The sequence below is a fragment of the Paenibacillus sp. FSL M7-0134 genome, from assembly GCF_038007865.1.
Lineage (GTDB): Bacteria > Bacillota > Bacilli > Paenibacillales > Paenibacillaceae > Paenibacillus > Paenibacillus polymyxa_B.
This window is the reverse complement of record NZ_JBBOXV010000002.1, coordinates 2273273-2299181: the sequence shown is the minus strand read 5'-3', so window position 1 is coordinate 2299181 and position 25909 is coordinate 2273273. Positions and strand designations below refer to the sequence as shown.

General features: G+C 42.5%; 20 protein-coding genes and 1 pseudogene. 2 read left to right on the top strand and 19 right to left on the bottom strand.

Annotation, left to right across the window (positions count from 1 at the left end; genetic code table 11):
- Positions 1-173: 173 nt before the first annotated feature.
- From NSQ58_RS25920 to NSQ58_RS25850, 15 genes are all read right to left on the bottom strand, one after another.
- Positions 174-650, bottom strand: coding sequence for an RNA polymerase sigma factor (locus NSQ58_RS25920; protein ID WP_023988580.1), 477 nt, complete (start codon positions 648-650; stop codon positions 174-176).
- Between the two features lie 40 nt (positions 651-690).
- Entirely contained in the window at positions 691-1584 is an 894-nt protein-coding gene (locus NSQ58_RS25915; RefSeq protein WP_341058482.1) for a polysaccharide deacetylase family protein, read from the bottom strand.
- A 68-nt stretch (positions 1585-1652) separates the two neighbouring features.
- A complete protein-coding gene (locus tag NSQ58_RS25910; protein WP_028541307.1) occupies positions 1653-2867 on the bottom strand; it encodes an ABC transporter permease in 1215 nt (404 codons plus the stop codon).
- Positions 2864-3601: an ABC transporter ATP-binding protein gene (locus NSQ58_RS25905; protein ID WP_025723380.1), complete on the bottom strand. Its 738-nt coding sequence runs from the start codon at positions 3599-3601 to the stop codon at positions 2864-2866. The genes NSQ58_RS25910 and NSQ58_RS25905 overlap by 4 nt, the downstream gene beginning before the upstream one ends.
- On the bottom strand, positions 3598-5067 hold the full coding sequence (locus NSQ58_RS25900; protein WP_339202137.1) for an efflux RND transporter periplasmic adaptor subunit: 1470 nt from the start codon (positions 5065-5067) through the stop codon (positions 3598-3600). Before NSQ58_RS25900 ends, NSQ58_RS25905 begins: the two co-directional genes overlap by 4 nt.
- 35 nt (positions 5068-5102) lie before the next feature.
- Positions 5103-6206, bottom strand: coding sequence for a TolC family protein (locus tag NSQ58_RS25895; RefSeq protein WP_341058481.1), 1104 nt, complete (start codon positions 6204-6206; stop codon positions 5103-5105).
- Between the two features lie 209 nt (positions 6207-6415).
- Entirely contained in the window at positions 6416-8428 is a 2013-nt protein-coding gene (locus NSQ58_RS25890; RefSeq protein ID WP_341058480.1) for an ABC transporter permease, read from the bottom strand.
- On the bottom strand, positions 8394-9173 hold the full coding sequence (locus NSQ58_RS25885) for an ABC transporter ATP-binding protein (RefSeq protein ID WP_023988573.1): 780 nt from the start codon (positions 9171-9173) through the stop codon (positions 8394-8396). The genes NSQ58_RS25890 and NSQ58_RS25885 overlap by 35 nt, the downstream gene beginning before the upstream one ends.
- A gap of 101 nt (positions 9174-9274) precedes the next feature.
- Positions 9275-10261: a sensor histidine kinase gene (locus NSQ58_RS25880; protein WP_023988572.1), complete on the bottom strand. Its 987-nt coding sequence runs from the start codon at positions 10259-10261 to the stop codon at positions 9275-9277.
- Positions 10258-10959 carry a response regulator transcription factor gene (locus tag NSQ58_RS25875; RefSeq protein ID WP_076160469.1) on the bottom strand — a complete coding sequence of 234 codons (702 nt, stop codon included), beginning with the start codon at positions 10957-10959 and terminating at the stop codon, positions 10258-10260. The genes NSQ58_RS25880 and NSQ58_RS25875 overlap by 4 nt, the downstream gene beginning before the upstream one ends.
- 490 nt (positions 10960-11449) lie before the next feature.
- Positions 11450-12292: a carbohydrate ABC transporter permease gene (locus tag NSQ58_RS25870; protein WP_025723644.1), complete on the bottom strand. Its 843-nt coding sequence runs from the start codon at positions 12290-12292 to the stop codon at positions 11450-11452.
- A gap of 28 nt (positions 12293-12320) precedes the next feature.
- Positions 12321-13199: a carbohydrate ABC transporter permease gene (locus tag NSQ58_RS25865; protein ID WP_316243682.1), complete on the bottom strand. Its 879-nt coding sequence runs from the start codon at positions 13197-13199 to the stop codon at positions 12321-12323.
- Positions 13200-13278: 79 nt separating this feature from the next.
- Positions 13279-14580 carry an ABC transporter substrate-binding protein gene (locus NSQ58_RS25860; RefSeq protein ID WP_023988568.1) on the bottom strand — a complete coding sequence of 434 codons (1302 nt, stop codon included), beginning with the start codon at positions 14578-14580 and terminating at the stop codon, positions 13279-13281.
- 197 nt (positions 14581-14777) lie between these two features.
- A complete protein-coding gene (locus tag NSQ58_RS25855) occupies positions 14778-15881 on the bottom strand; it encodes a response regulator transcription factor (protein WP_028541314.1) in 1104 nt (367 codons plus the stop codon).
- Positions 15874-17682, bottom strand: coding sequence for a cache domain-containing sensor histidine kinase (locus NSQ58_RS25850; protein WP_076160483.1), 1809 nt, complete (start codon positions 17680-17682; stop codon positions 15874-15876). The genes NSQ58_RS25855 and NSQ58_RS25850 overlap by 8 nt, the downstream gene beginning before the upstream one ends.
- Before the next feature lie 177 nt (positions 17683-17859).
- On the opposite strand from NSQ58_RS25850, the gene NSQ58_RS25845 reads away from it, so the two are divergent.
- Entirely contained in the window at positions 17860-18846 is a 987-nt protein-coding gene (locus NSQ58_RS25845; protein ID WP_025723649.1) for a LacI family DNA-binding transcriptional regulator, read from the top strand.
- Positions 18847-18928: 82 nt separating this feature from the next.
- The gene (locus tag NSQ58_RS25840; RefSeq protein ID WP_341058478.1) at positions 18929-21205 is read left to right on the top strand and encodes an alpha-galactosidase; all 2277 of its coding nucleotides are present in this window, start codon (positions 18929-18931) and stop codon (positions 21203-21205) included.
- A 122-nt stretch (positions 21206-21327) separates the two neighbouring features.
- Here NSQ58_RS25840 and NSQ58_RS25835 read toward each other — a convergent pair.
- From NSQ58_RS25835 to celB, 4 genes and pseudogenes are all read right to left on the bottom strand, one after another.
- Positions 21328-21793: pseudogene (locus NSQ58_RS25835) on the bottom strand (GNAT family N-acetyltransferase).
- Positions 21790-22515 (bottom strand): YjjG family noncanonical pyrimidine nucleotidase, encoded by a 726-nt coding sequence (locus NSQ58_RS25830; protein ID WP_341058477.1) that lies wholly within the window; start codon positions 22513-22515, stop codon positions 21790-21792. Before NSQ58_RS25830 ends, NSQ58_RS25835 begins: the two are co-directional and overlap by 4 nt.
- A 516-nt stretch (positions 22516-23031) precedes the next feature.
- Positions 23032-24504 carry a glycoside hydrolase family 1 protein gene (locus NSQ58_RS25825; RefSeq protein WP_279836341.1) on the bottom strand — a complete coding sequence of 491 codons (1473 nt, stop codon included), beginning with the start codon at positions 24502-24504 and terminating at the stop codon, positions 23032-23034.
- Positions 24505-24608: 104 nt separating this feature from the next.
- A complete protein-coding gene (gene celB / locus NSQ58_RS25820; RefSeq protein ID WP_023988562.1) occupies positions 24609-25901 on the bottom strand; it encodes a PTS cellobiose transporter subunit IIC in 1293 nt (430 codons plus the stop codon).
- Between the last annotated feature and the right edge of the window lie 8 nt (positions 25902-25909).

The window sequence follows — 25909 nt, the reverse complement described above, 5'->3', positions numbered from 1 at the left end:
GGATATTTATTATCTATTATGGTGGAAAATATCGATCTTATTGCTTTATCTCTGTATCGAACGAAAGAGGAGCAGACTCTATGTCTACTCCTCTTTCGGAAATTATTCTTTTTCTTAGATTTAGTACTTTCGATTTGCTGAATAAAAGATTGTCTGCTGTCGTCCAAATCAGTTCAGGAAATATATCTTAATTTAATGCGTTTTGAAGCTCTGTGCAGCGAAGACTTTACTGAATTTTCACTCTTGTTTAAGATTCTAGCCGTTTCTTTTATGGAGTATCCTCGGACTAAACGCAATTCAAGTACCGTCCTTTGCTCGGTATTACTTGCCATCAAAAGAATTCGATTGACCTCCTCCTGAATTTCAAAATCGAGGATATCCCAGTGATAATAAAGCAGTTCCTTGCGTAAGTTGTATTCATCCATCTTTTTTCGTTTTCTGATTAAATCTATAGCTAAATTTTTGGCAATTCTCAAAAGGTAAAACCGAATACGATCTTGAGGCAAGTCAGGTGAAGCTCTTATAAACCGAATAAAGCACTCATGCAACAAATCTTCGGCATCCTGTTTGTTATGCAATATCCTTAATAGATAGCCAAAGAGATCTGATTTGCAAGATAAATATTGATCCTCCACATCTTTAATATCCATATTACTGCTTGTCCCTTCTGTTTTGATTGGAATCGGTAAGTCACTTTATAGTCTTAAATTCATATCCCTGCTTTTTTAAATATGTTATGATTTCAGGCAAGGCTTTGGCAGTTTCTTCTTTCCCATAAGTGTCATGCATGAGTACAACTGCTTTTTCTCTAGTCCCCATGTTCCTTATGAATTCGCGAATTAATTGTTCAGCATTCTTAGGTGCACCTTCTGCATCTTTAGGTAACACATTCCAGTCAATCTGATGGTAATCCTTATCATGTAGAGCTTTGTCCAGCACTTCCATACCATTGGGATCATTTCTCTGCCATGTCATATGGCCACCTGGAAAACGAATTACTCTTGTGGAGAAATTCTGCCCCAATATTTGCTTTAAAACTTGATTTGTTTTTTCAATATCCTTCATAAAAATGCTCGAATTCACAGTTTGATTAGGATATAAATAACTGTAGTCATGTGAGTAGGTATGATTTCCGATAGCATGTCCTTCTTTAACTACTCTTTTTGTTATTTTTTTAGCCACTTCATTTTCTTCTACTGCCTTTCCTACCACAAAAAACGTTGCTTTCACATTTTCTTCTTTAAGAACATCCAATATTCTAGGCGTTACGGCGACCGATGGGCCATCATCAAAAGATAAATAGACTACTTTTTTACCGTCTATCCCCTCAGGCCGATGTCCTTGCATTTGCTGATTCAAGTATTTTTCAACAAATGCTGCATCTTCAACACCCGAAACATTTTTTAGAGGTGATTCGCTCCCTTTGGATTCGTTATTTAATACCGGCTGTTGTTTACTACTAAAGATATCAAAGAGTTTTAAAATAATTAGAACAATACAAATGATAATAATAAACAGTAGTCTTCTTCTATTTCTCTTCATCCGATGAGCTCTGGTTCTATTATGCGTATAGCTTTTTTCCATTAGTATATGTTCCTCCAAAAATCTAGAAGCTGTTTACGTTTCATTTTGCGACCATGTGCCAATTGAAATTATTCGTATCTCAATGCATCTATAGGCTTTAAACTTGCTGCTTTATAAGCCGGGTATACTCCAAATAGGATGCCTGTGCCCGCAGAGCTAAGAAACGAATATATAATAGGCGAGATCGTAAATTCAATGGTCATATGTGTCGTTGCTTCGATTATTTTGGACGCTCCTATGCCTGTTACAACCCCGATTGTACCTCCTAACAGACCAAAGATGACCGCTTCAGATAGAAATTGAATCATAATATCTCTCGGCTTGGCACCAATGGCTTTCCGAATACCGATTTCTCTTGTACGCTCTATAACCGAAACCATCATAATATTCATAATTCCGATTCCCCCTACCACGAGCGATATCGCGGCTACACCACCCAGTAAGCTGGTCATGATATTATCTACACCGGAAGCTGCACCTGCTGCCTCTGACTGACTCATAATTTGAAATTGATCCGGTTCCGAGGGTTTTAGCTGATGCGTCACACGCAAGCTTTCCAATATGTCTAGACGAGCCTGATCCATCAAAGCTGGTGACTTGGCAGACACGTCCAATCCCGTAATGTTTTTCTCACCCAGACGGTTCATCATGGTTGTAGCAGGGATGTAAATTTGTTCATTAGTACTATAGCTTAAGTTCGTAACTGGCTGAGTATTCAATACTCCGATCACCTTGAAAGGAATCTGTTTAATTTGAAACGTTCGTCCCAATACATTTTGGGTATCTCCACCAAAAAGACGTTGAACCGCTTGGCTTTCAAGAATGGCGACATTCATGCGTTTATCCATCTCATCGTTGGTAAATGTTCTGCCCTCAGCAAAGGAAAACTTTTTGACCTTATAGAATGAAGTGGAAGTCCCTACAATAGTAGCGTTATAGTTATATCGCCCCCACGCAGCTTTTGAATTGCTCGATATATTTGGCATCAATGCATCTATAGAATTCTTTTGTTCCAACGCCTCGACATCAGCCCAAGTAAACGAGGGCGTGTTGTCCAAATCTATTTCACCATCGACCATTGTCATAGCTGGAGCAACCATCAATACGTTATTCCCTAATTTATTAATTTCTGCTTTTATGCGGGCTGTAGAGCCGTTTCCGATCGCCATAATGGCAATAACCGCTGCCACCCCGATAATAATACCGAGAATCGTTAAAAAGGAGCGCAGCTTATTGGTCGTTAAACTATTAATTGATACACGGATCGTTTCCATCAAATTCATAGGCTCGCCATCCTTGATGAAATTCTTCTATTGGTAATGCTTTCATCACGCTCAATATCTCCATCCCGAAAGCTGATCAACCGCTTGGCATATTCAGCGATTTCCAGCTCATGAGTAACCAAGACGATGGTTTTCCCCTGCTCATTCAAACCCTGAAATAGCTCCATAATCTCGACGCTCGTCTTCGTATCCAGTGCCCCCGTTGGCTCATCCGCCAGCAGAATAACAGGATTATTCACCAACGCACGCGCAATAGAGACACGTTGCTGCTGACCGCCAGAAAGCTCGTTAGGTTTGTTGTACATCCGTTCTGCAAGGCCTACACTTCGAAGCGCCTCCACGGCTCGTTCCCGGCGTTCCTTGGCAGGTATACCTGCATACATCATAGGTAGCTCTACATTTGCTAATGCTGTAGTTCGGGAAAGTAGATAGAATTTTTGAAACACAAAACCCAGTTTCTGATTTCGAATCTCGGAAAGCTCGTTCTCACGAGCATCCAATATGGAATACCCATCCAGATAATACTTCCCGGTATCAGGATGATCGAGGCAACCAATGACATTCATCATGGTGGACTTACCCGAACCAGAGGGACCCATTATGGCAACAAACTCACCTTCGCTAATAGATAAATTCACACCACGTAGAGCCTGAATCTCCTGTCCGCCTACCTCATATATTTTTTTTAATGCTTTAATTTCAATAACGTTTTTATTTAATTGGACTTCGTTCATTGTGCCTGACCCCCATCAGGGTCCTGGCCCTCTTGACTGCCATTCGAACCAGCACCGTCCTGAGGCGGAATAATAATGGTCTCGCCTTCCTTAACACCGGACTTGATTTCGGCCTGATCCGCTGTATAAACACCCAGCTTCACAGGTCTGAATTCATAATCTGCAGGGTTTGCTGGGTTCTTCGCTACATATACTCCGTCCACTCCACCTTCGGATCTCAATGCAAACAATGGAACGGACAGCGCGTCTTTACGTTCAGCCAAGAGGAGTGATACATCCATGTTCATCCCCGGTTGCAGCCTTATTTTTTGGCTATCCAAAGACAATTCAATTTTGTATGTAGTCACATTCGATTCCGTCACCGGCTCTGGAGAAACGAAGCGTACTTCGCCTTTAAATTGTTTGTCCGGGAATGAATTCGAGTGCATTGTAGCCTGAAGTCCGGTCTTCAATTTAGCAATATCACTTTCGTTAACCTTGGCAAGAACCTTCATAACGCCTGTATTGGAGTTATTCATTACAATAAAAGGTGCAGTAGGACTAGTACCCACATCGCCGTTGACCTTCAAAATGATCCCGTCCCACGGTGCCGTAACCTGTAATTTGCTCAGGACACTTTTCTTCTGCTCTAATGCCGTTTCAGCCTGCTGTAAAGAAGCCTGTGCAGATTGGATGTTGGAAGCTTCAGGCGGGGACTGTGCAGCCTTTAATTGTATTAAAGCTGTTTTAAAGCCCATTTCTGCCTCCTCAATTGCCTCAGTCTGTTTGGTCTGTGCCTTCTTGTACTGCAGCTCCGCATTGCTCATATCCAGTTTTGCCTTATCCAGATTTTGCTTGGCTGTCGCCAGGTCACTTTCTGCTGCCGCATCATTCTGAACCAGATAAGCCTGGTCATCATAATCCTTCTGGGCCTTATCCAAAGTCACCTTGACTGCCACCTTTTGTGCAGCGGCTTCCTCTAACTCCATATCGTTCTTGGCTGTTTTAATCGCCATTTGTGCCTTTAAGACATTGGTTTTCTGGAGCTCGATATCATTGGTTTTGGGTCCGCGCTTGGCTTCCTCCAGCTTGGCCCTTGCAATCGCGACATTGGATTCGGCATCCTTAATTTGCAGCCTGGCATCCGAATCATCTAATCGTGCTAGAACCTGACCTGCTTTGACACTATCTCCTGCTTTGATATTGACAGCGATGAGCTTGGCACCCTCGACATTTGTAAAATTAATATTTACTTCCTTGGAAGCCTGAACGGTCCCAGTCACTTTAAGCGAATCCGTCATGTTTGTTTTCTGTACCTGTACAATCTGGTTCGCAGGACTCTCCACGGGCTTTTCCTGCCCCTTTTTCATATAAACAAAACTTCCAATTCCCGCTATAATGATCAAGACAAGAATACCTATAATCCCTTTCAATCTTTTTTTCCTTCTTAACACTTGCAATGCATCTTTCTTTTCTGTTTCCGACAATGTTATATCCCCTTAAAATGTATTTTTTCTAAACCCTATACGCTCCACGGTTTGTTTAAAGCATGTTGCAGCAGCGTTATTTGAACAATTAGTTCATCCTTATTCCGTTCAATTTGCTTCACTTTTAACTGATTCGTGGCTACCTCCGTACCTGTAGCAAATCCTCGTTCCTTTTTTTTACGAGATATATCTAATACTTTATTGGCGTTCTGTAGATTACTTTGCATTTGTTCGTATTGTTCATAACTCTGCTGTAAGTTAAAGTACATATTCTTCAGTGTTTCTGCTAATTGATCCTTGGTATTTTCCAATCCGCCTTCCGCTGAGTCTACATCAATCTGTTTAATTTCATAATCGTCAGTTCCCGAGTTCCACGTGTAATATTTAATTTCCATCTTTGCCAGCTTGACTGCCTCCTCCTGTCTCCATACCGAAGGACTCGCCGAGATGGCACGCGTCACAAGCGTATCTAAATTCGTGTTATCCATCTTCCGGTAAACAGGTCGATCCACCAGTTCATACACCGTACCTTGAGGTTGGCCCATTTGTGTATTTAGTGAATCGATTGCTTTTCGCAGCGCTGCTTTTGCAATCTCCACATTCTTTTGTGCTTCTATACGAGTCTGAATAATCGTACTTTGATCACCTGGAGAAATTTTCCCACGGTTGGCTTTCGCCTCAGCAGCTTTTTCTTCCAGTAGTGCGAGCGAAAGTGCATCCTCACTGCTCTTCACTTTGTTATCAGCCAGAAGTACATCATAATAGTTTTTCATTGTAATGTAGTCTGTCTGATCTTGGGCAAGCTCGATTTGCTTCTTGGATTCCAGATAAGAAACCGTCGATGAGGCATACCCTTTCCAAGCTGAACTACTAGCCGCATCCTCTTCACCGTTGCCTGCACCTGCTGGGATGAAATCCAAATTCTTACCTGCATTTTTTAGGTTAATCCGGTTACGATCTATCGCTTGCTGAGCCTCCTTCAAGCTAAAGCTATTAGATCGTGCCCATTGCTGTGCTTGACTCAGTGTTATTTTCACACTTGCATTGGAAACCTGCTGCTGCTCTGCATGAACAAAGGACTCTGAAAAAGAACTGGCCGATAAGGCCAACAACAATAAAATGAACATACGTTTTTTCATAGAACCCCCCTCTTTCTAAGTTTCATCAAGTATAATAAATACGTTGTTATATGAATTTTAATTCTTCCTCTTCATTACAATTTCTTTGCACAACTCCCCATCAAGGATGTCGTGAATTGAGAACTGCATCTTCTATCATCCGTGCAGATTCCAGAAGGGAGGTATAATCCTGCCCTCCTGCTATTCTTTCACACACGGCTTATCGCTCTTTACAGCATCTTTAAATCCAATTGACGAAGGTACAGGAAACGTACAATAAGAAAGGAAAAGAATTGGATTGCCCAAAAGCAAAGCATAATCTGAATAAGCGTAAGATGAAAGGGTGCTACATTTATTCCAGATGGTTCTGACATAAATAAACAAAGCACTACTCCTACGGATGATACGACTAATGGCAGAAGAAATAGGAAAGCAATTTGTCTGGATGCAGCTCGTCTCATTTCCCTTGAGTTTAATCCGATTTTCGATAAAGCTCGGTATATTTCCTCATCCCGTTGAAGATCTACATACAATCTGAAATACAACAGACTTACAGTGCTTGCCAACATAATAATGGCGATAAATCCGCCAATAAATTCACTAATATTCAGATCCATCTCCGATGTCAAATAATCCACTGCTCTAGAGTTAAGTACCCCTTTGTTCACCTTGTTGGCCAACACGGAATACAACCATATCTCCTGTTGAGTTTCAGAAGTTTCTAATGAAAGTTGACCATTCTTCCATTTTGGCACAAAATAATAAACAGATTTGTATGCTAATGGAACATTGAAGTACCGTTGTTCAACTAAATGGTCGTAAGTTCGATCTGAAACAACAAGTAACCTTCCTAGTTCAGAGATGATGTTTTCAACAAACTTTATGCTGTGGTCTATCTTCTGAGTATCCATAATCTGAATATTCATAATCTGAGATTTTCCTTGATTGTAAGTTAGCTTTTTTTCAAAAAAGGTTTTCTGTTCTTCTAAAGACATTCCATTAGAATCAAAAATGAAAAAGCCTTGATGATCCCGAAGTGCGGCTGTCTGTTTTAGTTCCTTAAACCTGGAAGTAAGAGCTTCATAGTTGGATTGTTTCATCACAGGTGCGAACTGTTCACGAAAGGGAAAGATCAGTATTTCACTTTTCGAATAATCTACCCCAGCCGTATAAAGATTTTGGTCAATCTCTTTTTCAAGCTCTCTAGAACTTACTACATCAGAAGAAAGTGCAAATGAATAAGATTGCTCCCTTAGAAATCTTTTTTGCTGCTGCATGGAGTCAAAAGTTGACGCTGCTCCTACACAGGAAATGATAGAAATTAAGGTAATCAATGAAAATAACCCAGCATTATTCCTAATTTTGTATGTGATCTCAGATAACCATAACAAACGTGTTCCGCTCCAAGACCATTTCCTGTTAGCTCTAAGCAGTTGAATGAATAGTACACATAATTGAGTATAAAATAAGTAAGTACCAATAAACCCCATTACAATTGTGTATTTAAATGTGTCTCCAACCGAATAGTGCAATATATAAAAAGAAAGAGTCCCTAAACGATACGGTGCCAGATAAATGTATGGTGGAAAATCAAGCTTCATTAAATATACAGCCGCTCCTATTAACGCTATCGCAAGAAAGGAAAGACTCCATGAAGCTTTTAATTCCTTTTTGAGCTGTGGAACCTTGTTAAAAAGCTGCTGTAATTTAAAATGGCGTATGAAGAAAACAGACACAAGTGAGATCAATATAAACAAAAACATAAAGCCAATTCCTGTGAAAGCCAGTGCTTTCCAAGGAAAATAAAACGTTAAATACATTCCTATGACATTGGAGCCCAAAAGCAGAAAGAATTTCGCTGAAATAAATCCTCCGATAATCCCAGTAACCAAGGATAAAAAACCTATAATTAGATTTTCATATGCCACCAAAAAATAAATTTGTCTGTGATGTGTCCCTAAAATGGTCAGTATACCCAATTCTTTCTTACGTGCAGCAACAAAGATATGGTTTGTGTATAATACGAAAAAAAAGGAAAATACAAAAATCAACAGATCAGCAACTTGTAATCCTTTTTTTACATTAGCTGCTGTGATTGCATTTGAGACATCCGGGTGAAAAATAAATATCGCATATACGAAAAAAATCGAAATCATCAATGAACTGCTTAAATAATAAGGTACATAAGCACGTACATTGCGTTTGAGATTATTCCATGCTAACAGACGAAAGCTCATGTGCATGTCTACTTCCCCCCAAAAAGGAGAGCATATCTATGATTTCCTGAAAAAATATTTGCTGACTATGACTACGGTGGATTTCATTATATAACTCACCATCTTTTATAAAAATTACCCGATCACAATAACTGGCTTCCATTGCACCGTGTGTTACCAGCACGATTGTGGAATAATCTACACGGTGGATAAGTCCCAGCATTTCCATCACAACACGTGAAGACTTGGAATCGAGATTTCCAGTGGGTTCATCTGCGAGCAGGAGTGAAGGAGAGTGAATAATAGCCCTACCAATGGCTGCCCGTTGCTTTTGTCCCCCTGACACCTCATAAGGCCGTTTATCCAAAACATCAAAAATATCCAGTTTCTTCGCTACCTCTTCCAGTTTAAGCTCCATTTCCTTTAATCCTTTTTTATTCAGCATCAGAGGAAACAGTATGTTCTCTCCCAAAGTGAGGGTTTCCAGCAAATTAAAGTCCTGAAATACAAGTCCCAGCTCTTTGCGACGAAATAAAGCCAGCTTATCCTTCTTGAGCTGATTTAGATTTTCACCTTTAATGCAAACCTCGCCAGAAGTCGGCATATCAATGGTCGAAATCATGTTTAATAATGTGGTCTTCCCACTACCAGACGGCCCCATAATACCAACAAACTCACCTTGTTTGATCGTTAAATGGATGTTGTTAAGGGCTCGGTAGGGAACCTTGCCATAATATATTTTGGTGACTTGATCCATTCGTACAATCTCCATAATTCATTCCTTTCCTTGTTCTATGTTATGATCATAATCCATCCAGACAAGTGAAGCGATCGATTAACATTACAAAAACCTTAAATGTGTTGTAAGGTTTCTCATTTGTGAATTGAAAACAGGATTTGAACCGTTGTCCCTTCACCAACTGTCGATTTCAGTTGAATATCATGATTCAGTCTTTTGCAGATTTCAGACACCAAATAGAGTCCCATCCCGGTTGATTCACGATACTTCCGCCCATTTTCACCTGTATAATAAGCCTCAAATACCCGTTCTACATCTTTTTTAGGGATACCAATCCCCTCATCCTGTACTTCCAACACAATGACATGCTCTCTTACGTCAGACATTAGTTTCAGACTGTGGGCATGACCTGAAGAGTATTTCACCGCATTGGTCACCAATTGGTTAATTATGAATCTTAGCCACTTGGCATCGGTAATCACACTCAACTGCTCGTCCACTTCATTGGAAGGATAAATTTCGTTGCGAATCAATAATCTTTTGTTATCATAAATCACATCACTAACCAGTTTTCGTAATACAACAGGCTCCACATGAAAGTCAGGTTCAAAGGATTCCAATCGTGACATATACAAAATCATGTCCAGTCCTTTTCCCATTCGATCAATCTCATCGTGAATCTGATCCGATTCGGGATCTATTTTTCCTTTAAGGATTAAATGAATAACAGAAAGAGGAGTTTTCATCTGGTGAACCCACTGATTGATAAACGTAATATGATCGCGCTGCTGATGCTCTAACTGATGAATTCGGGACTGATACAATCGATAATATTGTAAAAGCAAATGTTGCAAAGAAGAGGCTAACGGATTAAGTACCTTCATCTGAATAAGCTCATCTAAATCTCTAATGTTTGCAGTGGATAATATGCGATATAAACCAGAGTACATGACATACCGGAAGAGCAAATAAACCAGCAATATGGAGGCCCCAAAAAAGACGGAATACAGGGCCGTCGACCAGTTACGGTAACCATCCATCCAATAGATACTTAACACAAGAAAAAGTTGAATGATATTAAAAATCACCAGCGAAAAATGGTCACGCCAAAAAAGCTTCACCGTTCTTCCTCCTCAGTCAAGTGAAGCCGATAGCCAGCCCCTCTAACCGTCTCTATGATATCCCCTAGTCCCAGCTCACTCAGCTTTTTGCGGACCCGAGTGACATAAACATTCAGTGTGTTTTCGCCCACATATTGGTGATCATCCCATAAAGCCTCTAAGAGATGAACTCTACCCACAACCTGCTTAGGATACGTCATCAATAGCTCTAGCAGTGCTGCTTCCTTCTGGCTAATTTCTACCTGCTTGTCATGGAATACAAGTTCCATAATATCGGGATATAGCGTCAAATCTGCCACTTTTAAGGAACGTGATTTTGGGGCAACAGCATAAGAGCCATAGGCACGTCGCAGATTGCTTTCTACTTTGGCTAACAGTACTTCGGGATAAAATGGTTTCGTAATGTAATCATCTGCTCCGTTTTGCAAAGCAATGACCTGATCCATTTTATCATCGCGTGCAGACACAAAAAGGATGGGGCATGTAGACTGAGTCCGTATTTGCCTGCACCAATAAAATCCATCAAAGCGAGGTAGATTCACATCAAGTAGTACCAAATCAGGCTTTACCTCTTGAAAGATAGCCAGAACTTGATCAAAATTTGAAACGTTAATCCCTTGATAACCATATTTCTCAAGATAGGATTGGAGCAAGGAACTGATTTGAGGATCATCCTCTACTATTAATATCTTTTGCATCGTGTTTTTTACCTTCTTAGTGCTTGAATTTTTAACAACTGATTTTCTCTATATAATGCCTTTATTTGATCGTTCAAGCAATAACAACAATCTAACCCCCTTGGTTGTAGATTTAGGAGGTTTTCATGGTGGTGTATATTGAATCCCGAATAATATGCATGGTGCCGAGCACCAGAGTAATTAACAATATAATTATAATAACAATAACGGTGACTGTTATAATGGTTCTTTTAGGAATTTTTAATGTTTCATTGAAACTTTGCTTTGGATCTTTCAAAATCTGCTCACTTCTTTCCTTGCCTAGCTGTTTACCAGCATAACAGCTTCTACATAATGAACAACAGTTGAAACTTACAAAAACCTTTATTTTGTTGTAAGGTTTCTGATTAGCCACAAACCATCGTCAGATTAAACTAGCGTATGTACATAACAAAAATGCCCGGCTAGAGAATCTTTTTTCTGATTCTCAAGCCCGGGCATTTTATCCTCTCTATCCTTTTACAGCGGAACCCACCGTCATTGCCCGCTCCACTTGTTCACTCAAGAACAGATAGACTAGTACCATCGGTAGGGAAGCGATAGTCATAACAGCTCCCATGGCCCCCCAATCCGTGCTGTAGGAGCCCTGGAAGAAAAGCAAGCCTAGCGGCAAGGTCTTCATATTCTCATCAGAAATCAGAATATAGGCCAAAGTGAACTCATTCCAGTTGTTCAAGAACTGAAAAATGGCTACAGTTGCAATTGCAGGCATTGCAAGCGGCATAATGATTTTCAGGAACAGTCTATAAATATTAGCTCCATCCATACATGCCGCCTCTTCAATCTCCTTAGGAATTCCTGCCAGGAACCCATAGAAAATCATTGACGAGAAAGGAAGGCCAATTGCGATATAGGGAAGAATAAGAGCTCCATACGTATTCGTAAGATGAAAATCGCGAACCAGAATCGCCAGCGGTATCATAATAACCTGTAGCGGCATAAACATTCCTATGATCATATAAGTTCGGACAGCAGAACGAAACCTCCATCTCATGCGAGCCACTGCAAAGGCAAACATCAGTGCCAATAAAAGGATGAACAGAGTCGAAATCGTTGATACGACCAGACTGTTTAGAAAGTAACGAGGAATATTAAATTGCGTCCAAGCATTGATGTAATTTTCGTAACGAAAATGCGTTGGTAGTCCGAATGGGTTGGTAACAAAGATCTCATCATTGTTCTTCAACGAGTAGGAAACCATCCAGAACAACGGATAAATCGAAACAATCACATACAACCACAGCGGTATCTGCAGGACAGCTTGTCTGAACTTGCTCACAGCGGTTTTACTCATTTCGTTCTCCTTTTCAATACGCACCTCATCAGGCGGTTTGTCCGCGATCGAACAGCTTATTGATAACTAAAGTTGCCAGCAGCGAGATCAGTACAAGCAGCACAGATACAGCACACGCATAGCCATAGTTGCTCTCCATAAAAGCATAGCGGTAAATCATGAATGTCATTGTATAATTTGTAGTACCAGGTCCCCCGTTAGTCATAATCAGCATCTGCACAAAGGCGCCTATCCCAGAGGTAATCGCGATAATAAAGCAGAATTTGTACGTTTCCCTCATCAGAGGAAGTGTAACATGCAGATGCGCTCTCCATTTGCTGCAACCGTCAATCGTGGCGGCTTCAAAATAGTCCTCAGGTACTGACTTAACCCCTGCATATAGCAGCGCGAATTGATACCCCATAAACTGCCAGGCATTAACGAAGGCGATGGCAATAATTGATGCTGTCGGGGAGCTCAGCCAATTTTGCTGATACGGGATATTCAAAAGATCGAACAGCCGGTTGATCAGTCCGTTGGTCGGGTCGTAAATGGCGATCCACAGCTGGCACACCACAGTTACCGACAGAACAACCGGAATAAAATAAGCCGTTTTCAGTATTTTCCGCCCGCGTGTACGCGGGTCTGCACAAATCAGCGCCAATAGCGTTCCCAGTCCAATCTGAAAGACCACCAGTACAATTGCAAATATCAATCCGTTCTTAAGCGAAGTGGAAAGTAAAGGATCGGAAAAGAGCTCCTGGTAATTACTCAATCCCGAAAAGATCGGCGTACTAAGGCCATCCCATTCATAAAAGCTACGAAGAACGGTCTGCAGAACAGGATAAATCAGGATCACACTGTACAGGATCAAAGCAGGGAGCAGAAACAGTGCCAGCGCCGGTTTGTTCCCCAAATATTTATTCATGTGTTGCTTCCACCCCTTATTTTCGGGACGGCTCCCCCCCAGCGACTTATGTCGCCAGAGGTTGCTTGTCCCTGGATTATCAGTTTTCTTTCTCCAATGTACTGTTCAGATTGTTCACAAAACCCTCTACCAAAAAGTTGTCCACCATCAGATTCTGGGTATTGTCATTGATTGTGTTCTGAATTTTGGTATTGCTCAGAAGCTGAGCATATTCCTTGGCGTTTGGCAGCAACTCTTTGGCGACTCGCTGCATCATTGCTGGAACATTGGAGGCGATTTGCTTATCCACTTTCGGCGAAACGATAGGACTTCCGAGTTGGGTATATTTGTACTCGGCTGACTTTGTCGCAAGGAATGCTGCTACCTTTACGGCAGTTTCCTTGTTCTCGCTACTCGACGATACTGCGTAACCCTGTGGCGAACCTGCACCGTCGATAAAATATTTGGACTTCTCGTAGGTTGCTTCATCCTTTGCTGGCCAGTACATCCAGTCGACCTGGTCGCCCAGCTTTTCCTGTGAACTGTAAATTTCCCATTGTCCGTTCACAAACATGGCAGCCTTTCCCTGATAGAACAGGGACGATGCCTGATCATAATTGGTGTTCGTGGCATTTGCGTCGAACAATCCGGCTTGCTGCAATTGCTTCATCTGCTGTGCTGCCGTTACAAACGCTTCTGGCAATGCTTTTACACCTTTCTGATCAAGTGCTCCGAATCCTTGTGGCTGCTCTCTTGTGACCAGCCCATTATAAAAAGCAGTCGTAATCCACTTTTCCTTGGCAAAGATCGACATGGGCACATAACCTGCAGCTTTCAACTTTTTAGCTGCTTCGCCCATTTGATCAATCGTCCTAATCGGCGTTTCGATCCCCGCCTTCTCAAAAATCGACTTGTTGTAATAGATAAGCTGGAATTCAATGCCTGTATCCGGATAAGCGTACACATGATTATCTGGAGCTACTAAACGAGATTCAACACCCGGATTAAGATTCTCCTTGAATTTAGCCGTTGTCTCATAGTTGTCCAGCACCTCGACATTTTTGGATTTTGCTAAAGTTTGCAGAGTTGGCCAATCCGTGAAATAAATATCCGGCATGTTTCCTGTCGCTGCATAAGTCTTCAGCTTCTGGTACCCGTCCTGAACGGCAGGATCCAGTTCAATCTCAACGTTTGGCATGTCCTTTTTGAGTTCTTCCACCGCATAATCGAACGGCTTGGTGGTATCGGCGTCAAAATGCTGCGCATATACCTTCAATTTGATCTTTGTGTCTCCCGTCCCGCCCTGGGAGGAAGCTGATTTATCTCCACCACAAGCGACCAATCCAATAGACATGGTGAGCACTAGCAAAGCTGCACCCCAACTTCTGTAAGTTTTTTTCATTTGTTTAATCCCCCTTATGCAGTGTGTTTTATGTTTGCGCTTTCATTTTCATAACTACAGTATACTCCCGCTTCTTTTCTTGATTAAGGAATAAAACGGGCATAATCAGTAAAAAACGGGACAAATAGAGCAGCGGTTCTCCATATAGGAAAACCGCCAGGCTTAAATCGATGTTGTTCTGCCTCGCAGGACAAGAGCTACCTTTTTTGGAGTTGCTCATATTCAGTCGGTGTCATGCCAAAGCGTTTCTTGAAGCATTTGCTGAAATAATTGGGGTCACTGTATCCAACACTTTCAGCGATTTCCGCCAACTTCCGATTTCTGTTCAGTAAGAGCTCCTTAGCCTTCTTCATCCGAATATGTGTAATATGATCCACTATGGAGAAGCCGGACTCCTTGCGGAAGACGCGCCGCAGATAGCTGGGATCGACGAAAACCCCGCACGAAACCTGCTCAGCAGACAACTCTGTGTCTGCATAATGCTCCTCGATATAGGTGATCGCCGCAGCAAAAAGATTGGAAGCCTTCGTAGAGTGCATATTCTCCATCAATTGGATCAGCCTGCGGTACAAAGCGAGCATCCATCCTTCAGCAGCCTCCCAGGAATCTAACTCCCGAAGCCGGTCATAAGGAGACTTGTTCAAACCTTCATCCCATAGCCGATCATAAGGAATGCCGCGTTCACTTGCAAAGGAAAGTGCTAGAGATACGATTCCCATAAGCATCGCGTCCGCGTATTCGTCCCCCCACTTATATATACTAAGCTGCTGGATTGCCTTACGGACTTCCTCTAACGTTTCACTGTCTTTCAATCGAAGGTCTAGCACGACTGCATCACGCAGATGGCCCAAATCAGGCATACTTGCTCTGCCGTGCAACGCTTCGCTACCATGACCCCACTCGGTACTTTCGCTCTCCTGCAGAAACACCGGTAGTTTCGGCTTAATACGTTCCAACATCGAGAGCATTTCTTCTGCATTGAATGGCTTCAACAAATAATCCTGCACTCCGGTTCGAACCGCCTTCTGTAGGTATTCAAATTCGTTATGTCCAGATATGAATACAATAACGATGCGTTCGAACTTGACTTTCAACCTCTCGGCTAATTCAATTCCATCAATGAAGGGCATATTGATATCTACGAGGGCGAGATGCGGCTGATGCCGCTCGGCTTCTTGAAGTGCTTCCTGTCCGTTCCTTGCTTCGCAGCAAACCCGAAAGCCATGACTTTCCCAATCTATCTTTATACGCAGAAAGTCTCGGAACAGCGGCTCATCATCGACAATCATCACTTTATACATCTTGGTGTTCACTCCCCTTTGGCAGCATCGGCAACGACAGGTCAACAGTTGTTCCCTCCGCGAGAATACTTTGAACGGATATCCCATACTCCTCGCCAAAATACAGACTCAGTCGTTGCTGAACACTGTAGGTACCGATTGATCGTATTCCTTCTTTCGGTAAATGTCTGGACATAATAGTCTGAACTTGGAATTCATCCATCCCCACACCGTTGTCCTCCACCCGAACGATCACCTTATCACCCTGTTTAAAGGCAAAAATACGGATAAAACCTTTTGTTCCTTTCTTCTTAAGACCATGGTAAATCGAATTCTCGACAAGCGGCTGAAGCGAGAGCTTCGGGATAGGTGTACCTGCAAGCTCGGCAGGGATATCCACTTCATAGCGAAACACATCGGGATAACGGATTTGCAAAATCGTCAGGTAATCATCAGTAATCTGAGCTTCCTTTTCTAAAGTAATTAATTCCCGTCCCTTGTTCAGCACCATTCGATAAAAATCTGCTAGCGCTTTTGTAGTATCTCTAGCCTCATCATTACGATCTAACTCATTGAGTGCATAAATGGTATCCAAAGTGTTGTACAGAAAATGCGGTTTAATTTGGGCGCTTATCAGTGCGAGCTCATATTCACGCTTACGGTTCTGTTCCTGCCTTACCTCATCCAGCAGCTCCCGAACTCTTCTTACCATAAAGTTAAACGCTTCAGCAATCGTACCGATCTCATCCTCTGTGCGGACTGTCGTAACCGCTTGCAAGTCACCAGTTACTACTTTTCGCATGGCCCTAGTCAGATGTTCGAGAGGGCTAACGACCATTTTGGATAGAAAGCTAGCGCCCAGCCAGGAAAAAACAAGGCACAATACGCCGATTAAGAGCGACAATCTAACATTTTGCCGGACATCAGCCGTAAGCAGGCTAAGAGATACGATATTGACCAACTTCCAATCCATCCGGGTATAATCAGTGACCGTTACCAGATTGCCCTCATCCTCGAATGAGCACGTTCCTTGGGATGCATTAGGCGCACAACGTTGGATGGCCTCACCTAGCTGTGGATTCACCGGATTCATAAGCATCTCATTGTCTTCTGCCACCGCCACGCGCATTCCGTTATCTAAAAAATAATAAGATTTGGGCGCATCCGGATCGCTGGAACGGAAGTAATCGGACAAACCTTCTTCCTTCACTAACAGAAAAAGGGTTCCATAGGGTTCGCCCGTGTCTATATTAATGACCGTCTTCCCCAACGTCAAAACCGGAGAGTTCGGATCTGGTGTTAGGAAATCCCTCTTCTCCATATCAAACCAGAGTGCCTGTCCATAACTTTCGGATTCCCTTACCCGCTTAAGCATGCTATAGATCTTGCGATCATCCCCGCTTTCGGTATAAGAGGCGAAAATTGTCCCTTCATTATCAATAAATACAGCGGCATCCACCTCACGAAAGATTGACAAATCAATGGATAGGCGGCTCTGCATCAAGTTTCCAAACTGAATAGACTCCATCGCAGTACCAGGTTTGGCACCGTATGAATCATACATCCGGTTAATATTCGTCACCATAATATTGGCCGCTGTTTCCACGCTGCTGAATATGTAATCGGTCCGAGACAAGATAAGCTGAGACTCATCGACCACGTTGCTGGTGGTTCGGTCTATCAAAGAACGGCTGAAAAGCTGGTTGGACAACAGTCCAAGAGTAAGCAGAGAAACAATAATTAGCGGAAGAAATACCGTTATAACCTTGCTTTTAAAGCGAAGTCGACCAAACCACTTACGAGCTAGTGACAGAATATTCAACTAGGACCCCTCCGTCATCAAGAGAATATTCATCATGTTAACACAAACAATCTCTACAGTAGTAGATCAAAAATAATGTTAAAAAAATTCAACCGTCCATCTTGAAAGTGCTTTAAAGATGTGTTAGGATAAAGTCGATTTTTAGTAAAATTATTAACTAAAAAGGTGTGAGCTCTTTTGGCAACCATTAAAGACATTGCCCGCGAAGCGGGTGTGTCTGCCGCAACCGTTTCAAGGGTTTTAAATAACGATCTGTCACTGTCCGTAAGCCCAGACACCAAAAGCAGAATTTTTTTGGTTGCCGAGCAACTCGGGTATAAGCCTACCCGGCTGAGGCAATTAAAGCAGAATACGGAACGTGCCGGGAAAACCGTCTCCCTCCTGCTGTGGTGTTCTATTGAGGAGGAAAGAGACGATCCGTATTACGCCTCGATCCGCCGTGGAATCGAACTGCGCTGTGAAGAGCTTGGACTGACGTTGGGCCAGACCTTGCGAGGCCGCTCATCCATCGGCACCCTGCAGAAGGCGGACGGTCTGATTGTTGTGGGCGGCGTTGATCCTGAAGAGGTATTCAAACTTCATCCTGACAAGAACACCATTGTCCTTGTCGACCAGTACCATGAACAGCTGGAGTATGATTCTGTACGACTTCATTTCCGGCAAGCTGTTGATCAGGCACTCGGACATCTACTTGAGCTTGGCCACCGACAAATCGGATTTATCGGCGGTAAGAGCGACGGTGAGCGAAGAGCGCATTATTTTGAACGATTCATGCGGGAACAGGGGTTGTACAATCCTCAATTCGTCCGTATAGGTGCCTGGAGTACCGCGGATGGTTATCTCATGATGAACGAGCTTCTAACCCAACAGGAACGACCGACGGCCTGCTTCGCTGCAAGCGATCCGCTCGCTATTGGTGCCCTCCGCGCCCTTCATGGACATGGAGTCAAGGTACCAGAGGATATGGCTGTTGTCGGCTTCGACGACATTGAGATGGCAGCCTTCGTGCAGCCTCCGCTAACCACCGTCCGTGCCTATCCTGAACAGATGGGAAAGGCTGCCGTGCAACTGCTCTCTGAACGGTTTGAGGGGCGTGAACCACCTGCGTATAGCGTGATCGGGACTAAGCTTGTCATTCGGGAGAGTTCATGCAAAAAAGGCTAAAATCAGTACTTGAGAGCCTTATTGTCATTGATCAGTATCCTTACGTAAAACAATAATGATAACCCCCTAAGGAGTGAATATCATGAACATTCATGTTAACGAGGCGCTTGGTTTGTTTCATTTGCAGTCCAAGGATTGCAGCTATATTATCCAGCTTGTAGAAGGATATCCCGCACATGTCTATTGGGGAGCTCAACTTCATCATGACCAAAGTCTCGCAAGTATATTGGAGCTTAGGGAGCGTTGCTCCTTCTCTCCCACTCCCGTTTCTTCCAGCCGTACAATTTCTTTGGACACGCTTCCACAGGAATACCCCCAGTATGGAACAAGCGACTTTCGTCAACCAGCTTACCAGGTTGCACTTGCGGACGGGACTCGGACTACGGAGCTGAAATATAGTGGTTACCGTATTGAACCGGGTAAACCAAAGCTCGAAGGACTTCCTTCCGTCTATACCGAATCGGATGATGAAGCCACAACCCTCTTTTTGATCCTTGAGGATCCATACTCTGGGCTTAAGACTACACTGCTCTATACTGTATTTGCGAATCACAGTGCCATTGCGAGGTCTACTCTTTTTGAACAAAAGGGAAGCGCTACCATGAATATTGAACACGCCATGAGCGCCTCTGTCGACTTCGCCGATTCCAACTACCAAGCTCTCTACTTACCTGGAGCCTGGGTTCGGGAAAGACATATCCAACGCCGCGATCTCGGACCCGGCTCCCTTCGGCTCGAGAGCCGAAGGGGTTCCAGCAGTCACCAAATGAATCCATTTCTGGCACTGCTTCGTCCTGATGCGACTGAAGATCGTGGGGATGTGTACGGTTTCAGTCTAATCTACAGCAGCAACTTCGTCGCACAGGCAGAAGTAGAGCAGTTCAACCAGACTCGTGTAAGTGTCGGAATCAATCCTTTTGACTTCTCCTGGCGGCTTGAGCCGGGTCAGTCATTCCAGACCCCTGAAGCCATATTGGTCTTTTCTGAAGAAGGTCTTGGGGGCATGTCACGCACCTATCACCGACTCTATCGCACACGCCTGTGCCGGGGGGCTTACCGTGACAAAGAGCGTCCTATTCTCGTGAACAATTGGGAAGCCACGTATTTCGACTTCGACGCCGATAAAATCGAAGCGATTGCCAAGGAAGCAGGGCCCCTTGGAATTGAGCTCTTTGTTCTAGATGACGGTTGGTTTGGTAAGCGCGACAACGACGACAATTCGCTTGGGGACTGGTTTGAAGACCGTCGCAAGTTGCCTGGTGGCCTTGCCGACCTGGCCAAACGGGTTAATGAACAAGGATTACAGTTTGGCTTGTGGGTTGAGCCGGAAATGGTATCACCTGATAGTGAACTGTACCGCAACCATCCCGACTGGTGCCTACATGCGGAAGGTCGGCGGCGGACGGAAGGCCGATCCCAACTGGTGCTCGATCTTTCCCGCAAGGAAGTATGCGACTACTTGTACGAGACGCTTAGCTCCGTATTCTCGATCGCTCCGATTACTTATGTCAAGTGGGACATGAACCGTAATATGACGGAGATTGCTTCGGCTACAGCTCCTAGCAAGCGACAAAAGGAAACTGCGCACCGTTATATGCTCGGACTTTACGATCTTCTGGAACGTCTGACTTCCCAGTTCCCGGACATCTTGTTCGAAAGCTGTTCCGGAGGCGGTGGACGATTCGATCCAGGAATGCTCTACTATATGCCGCAGACATGGACCAGTGACGATACTGATGCCATTGAAAGATTGGCTATCCAGTATGGCACAAGCATCGTGTATCCGGCCAGTACCATGGGCGCACACGTATCGAATGTACCGAATCACCAGGTGGGGCGAATCACCTCCCTCGCTATACGCGGCGACGTGGCAATGAGCGGGAATTTTGGCTACGAACTTGACCTAACTGCCTTTACAAATGAAGAAAAGGAGCTCGCTGCCAAACAAATCGCCCAGTATAAGGAAATTCGTTCCCTTGTACAGCAAGGAGATATGTATCGACTCCTTAGTCCATTTGAGGGCCGAGGCGACACGGCCTGGATGTTCGTTAGCGAGGACCAGTCCGAAGCTTTTGTCGCTTACTTCCGTGTACTAGCTGAACCAAATGGGCCCATCCGGCGACTAACTCTAAAAGGACTTGATCCAAATAAAAAGTATATAATCGAACACGGGGCGACGGGCAACACTGAAGTCCATACGGGTAATACCTTAGTGGAAGATAGCGGTTCCCCCTTCCGTGCAGCGTTCGATGGAGAAATTTTCGGAGGTGACCGCCTAATGAGAATTGGGCTTGTGGTCTCCGATCTCACTGGAGATTTCGCCAGCTCTACCTTCCGCCTTAAAGCTGTCTCCTGCTAATCATGGACCAGCCAGTGACGATAAAAAAATTAAAACAAGGCAGGCCGATTTTCCGGCCTGCCTTGTTTTATAACTTTGGTCCTTGTAGATTAAAGACACACAAGAGATTGCCAAGCAATTGATCATTTAATAGCATCCTTGACTTTGATTCTCCATATCATTTGATCAGAGCCTGCTCCCCAATAATCTTTTAATAAATAATCAGGAGTTCCAAATTTCTTTTTCCATATTTTCTGCGCAATACGATATCTACTATCTGTAGTCAGGGTGAACAAGTACAGTTCCTACCTCGCACAAATTTTTAAATGTAGCATTGGTAGATTTACTTATTAGTTCACTTACTGGTCCATATTCAATAGAACCTATTATATGATTCCCATCTACAGCGATTAAGAAGTATCGTTGTTCACCGTGACTCTCAAAGTCACGTTCCAAATATACCCTCTTAGTCTCAATTTCCTCATCTATGTCTTCCAGCATATGACCAATGCCTTCTTTAGCAAACGTGTCTATAATCACAATTCTAAACAATTCATTTATCTTTTCGATGTCCTTAATTTCTGGCCTTCTGATTTCGACATTATTCATCTAATTTCAGCCGATGTACGATTCAGTACGAGACGCTTTGAAAGCACACGATTCGATAACTCCATCAGGCTTTTTATTTCATAAGTGGGTTGAATACCAGACGCGTTTGTTTTCCCAGCAGGGTTGAACCAGCAGGTATCGATTCCGTATTGGTTCCCTCCTTGAATATCCGAGGTCAAAGAATCACCGACCATGAGAACCTTACTTTTATCTGAAATGGCTAGCTTAGTAAATGCGTAATCAAAAATCCCAGCTTGTGGCTTTTGGCAACCCACTTCCTCTGAAATAATTACCTGCTCAAATACATCACGCAGCGGTGAAAGCTGAATTCTGGAGGTTTGCACCTCTTTGATTCCATTCGTAATGATCGCCAAACGACAATCAGACAGCATATCACATAATTCAACCGCTCCGTCCATCAAAAAAGCACCTTCACCCAAATAACGTAAATATGCAGCACTAAAGGCATCTGGATTGAAGTCTAGATCATAAACAGTAAATAATCGCTTAAACCGTTCCACACGCAGTTGCGCTGAGGTAATGTGTCCTTCCTCTGCCTCTCGCCACAACGCGCCGTTGATTTCATCGTAACTGGATTTATACTCCGTGGCCCCTTGCGGCAATCCAAATTGGGTAAACGTATTATGTAGCGCATGACTTTCTGCCTTTTTAAAATCAAACAGCGTATCATCGACATCAAATAAAATAATTTCGTATTTCATAACGACCTCCGTATCATTGCTTTACTAAATTGTTCAGTTCTATGAGTCTTAGAGTTGTTTCTGATAGGGCATAAAAAACGGGAATTAGACTATCAATGTAACATGATCTCCCGGTTATTATACAGATCCTAGTTAAGCCGTCAAGTCACGACAACCAGGATGAAGTAATATTACCCAACAGTTTATTTACATTGTTTGTTTTATCAGATAAATCGAGATCGTATCTTTCTTCTAATATTTTGTCAATCTTGTTTATTGTTTATCATCTTCTATATGTTTTTGATTTTCTGGCTGTCCTAATTGAAATTAAAAGATTACCGTTGGAACCTATGATAACAATATTTCGCTAAAGTTGGATATTGGTGACGAACATGAACTGATTGACGATTTGAGCTAGTGAGAAGCGCATGCGTTTTGCCAAGCCGCTGACATATCGATTTATAAAAAGAGGAGAATGCTTCCTCAAGCTGCCCCTGATGAGACAAGCCTATAGGTAACCATTCTCCTTTTAAAAATTTAGTCTAATTGTTCTCCATTCGTAGCAATAACATTTTTATACCAATAAAATGATTTTTTCTTTATGCGACGTTTTGTACCTCTGCCCATATCGTCCTGATCTACATAAATATATCCATAGCGTTTTGACATTTGATTAGTTCCGGCGCTAATCATATCGATACAGCCCCAGCTCGTGTAGCCAAATATATCTACACCATCTGCAATTGCTTCTTTTACTTGTTTAATATGTTCTTTTAAATAAGAAATACGATAATCATCCTCAATTTTATCGCCCTCCTCTAATACATCTAAAGCGCCATATCCATTTTCAGCAACAAATAATGGTTTTTGATAAAGATCATACAATTGGTTTAAAGCAGTTCGTAGACCTTTAGGGTCAACCTGCCATCCCCAATCACTTGTTGGCAAATAAGGATTTTTAACTCCTCCTGTAAGTAGATTTCCTACCGCCCCTTCGATTCTTTCTGGATGTGCGCTGACTGCGCTAGACATATAGTAGCTAAAGGACACGTAATCAACCGGATAATCTCTCATAATTTGTTCATCTTCGGGTTCTGTTTCCAGTACTACATTCTTTTCTGCAAGCATTTTAGCTGTGTAAGCAGGATAATAGCCTCTCGCCTGAACATCTGTAAAGAACAATGAGGTACGCTGTTTATCTACTGTAGCTTGAACATCATCTGGATCACAGCTATAAGGAACAAGCAACTGATAACTAACCATGCATCCTACCATTGCTTTAGGATTACTCTCTTTGCATGCTTTGGTTGCAAGAGCACTTGCTACAAATTGATGATGAGCGCCTTGAAATTTTGCTTGTTCAATATTAGGGTGATTTTCCTCAATAACCCCTAAACTTACATATGGATGATGGGTCACACAGTTAATTTCATTAAAAGTCATCCAATATTTCACTTTGTTTTTATATCTGTCAAATACAGTTGAAGCAAAACGAACAAAGAAATCTATTAGTTTACGATTCACCCAGCCACCATACTTTGTTGAAAGATGTAGTGGCATTTCATAATGAGATAAAGAAACAACAGGCTCTATTCCATACTTATTCAATTCATCAAAAACACGATCATAAAACGCCAATCCTTCCTCATTGGGTACTAACTCATCACCATTCGGAAAAATACGAGTCCAAGCAATTGACATGCGATAAGCTTTAAAGCCCATTTCTGCAAATAATGCGATATCTTCTTTATAATGATGATAAAAGTCTATCCCATGTCTTTTGGGATAATATTTTTTACTTGCAGGATCTTGAGCTTCTTCTATTTGCTTATGAGTCATTAAATGCCACTGATCTGACCATTGCTCTTTCGGCATCTTTTCATCAAACGTATATACATCAGCCAGAGAAAGTCCCTTGCCGCCAACATCACTTGCTCCTTCTAGTTGATTTGCAGCCGTTGCTCCACCCCACAAAAAATCTTCTGGAAATTTTGTTTTCATTTGAAACATGATAACCCTCCTATTAGTACATAGATCCTATGTCAACAAACTATTATTTTTATGAACAGAAATGCATTAAGAAACTCTAACAGGCTTTAATTGATGATCTCATCTTAGCTTGCAAGCGCCTTCTGTTCTTCTTTATATTTCTGATTGTCCATGATCTTAAAGAACGGGAAGTAAATAACAAAGGATACAGCAAACAAAATAAGTTGTAAGACGATCCCCGAGACACTGCCAGTCATCAGATATCCGCCTATAAGTATTGGCATTGTCCCAGGAGGCAACACACCAATGGGGCTCGCTACCCATCCATAATACATAGATAGATAGGTTATCAACACGCTAATAACTGGTGTTATAAGAAACGGAATCAAAATGATTGGGTTTAATACGATTGGCATACCGAAGATTAACGGTTCATTGATATTAAATAGTCCGGGTCCAATGGCTAGTCGTCCCATTTGCTTCAATTGTTTACTCTTAGAAAAGAAAAACATTGCGAGCACAAGACCAAGTGTTGCACCGGATCCACCGATAAAGATAAGATATCTAAATTCTGCCGTAACAATATTATCGACGGGTAATCCTGCTGCGTAGGCAGCTGCGTTCTCTGATGTCAACTGTAACCAGATAGGTAACATGACAGAACCTACAATTGTAGAACCATGTAACCCAATCGCCCATAACAAATTGATTAATAAGAATACAAAGATTGTACCAACTAGGCTTGTACCAACATTGGTTAAAGGTTGTTGTAGAAGTTTTGCGACGATAGTGTGAACGTTTTCAAAATGAGTAAAGTTTTCAACAAGTAAACGTATAACCCATACACTCACGATGACAATAAAACCTGGAATAATTGCTGTAAAGGATTTTGCAACAGTGGGCGGAACTCCATCTGGCATTTTGATAACAATATTCTTTTGAACGACCCTACGGTAAATTTCTGTCGAGAATATTGCAATAAGCAATCCTACGAATAAGCCTTGACTCGAAAAGTAATTAACATTCATTGCTGTTGTGACCACTTTATCTACCGTAAAAGTTGTATTAGGCGTGACAACAAAATACGAACATAATGCTACAGCCCCTGAAGCAAGTGGGTCCACTTTATAACTCTCAGCTAGCCTATATCCGACAGCAAAGGTAGCAATTAATGCGACCAGATTAAATGTACCATTGTAAGGATAAAGTAAGGTTGCTTTGATATCTGGATGAGCTTTTAAGAAGTTTATATAAGCTGGAATTGGCAGATTTGCTAAGATTAGAAACACGGAACCGATAATAATAAATGGGATTGTTAGAACCATTGCATCGCGAAGTACTTGTAAATGCCGTTGACCAGCAATTTTGCCTGCAATTGGCATTACCTTTTCTTCTAAAAACTCAGTTATTTTACCCATAACATCGT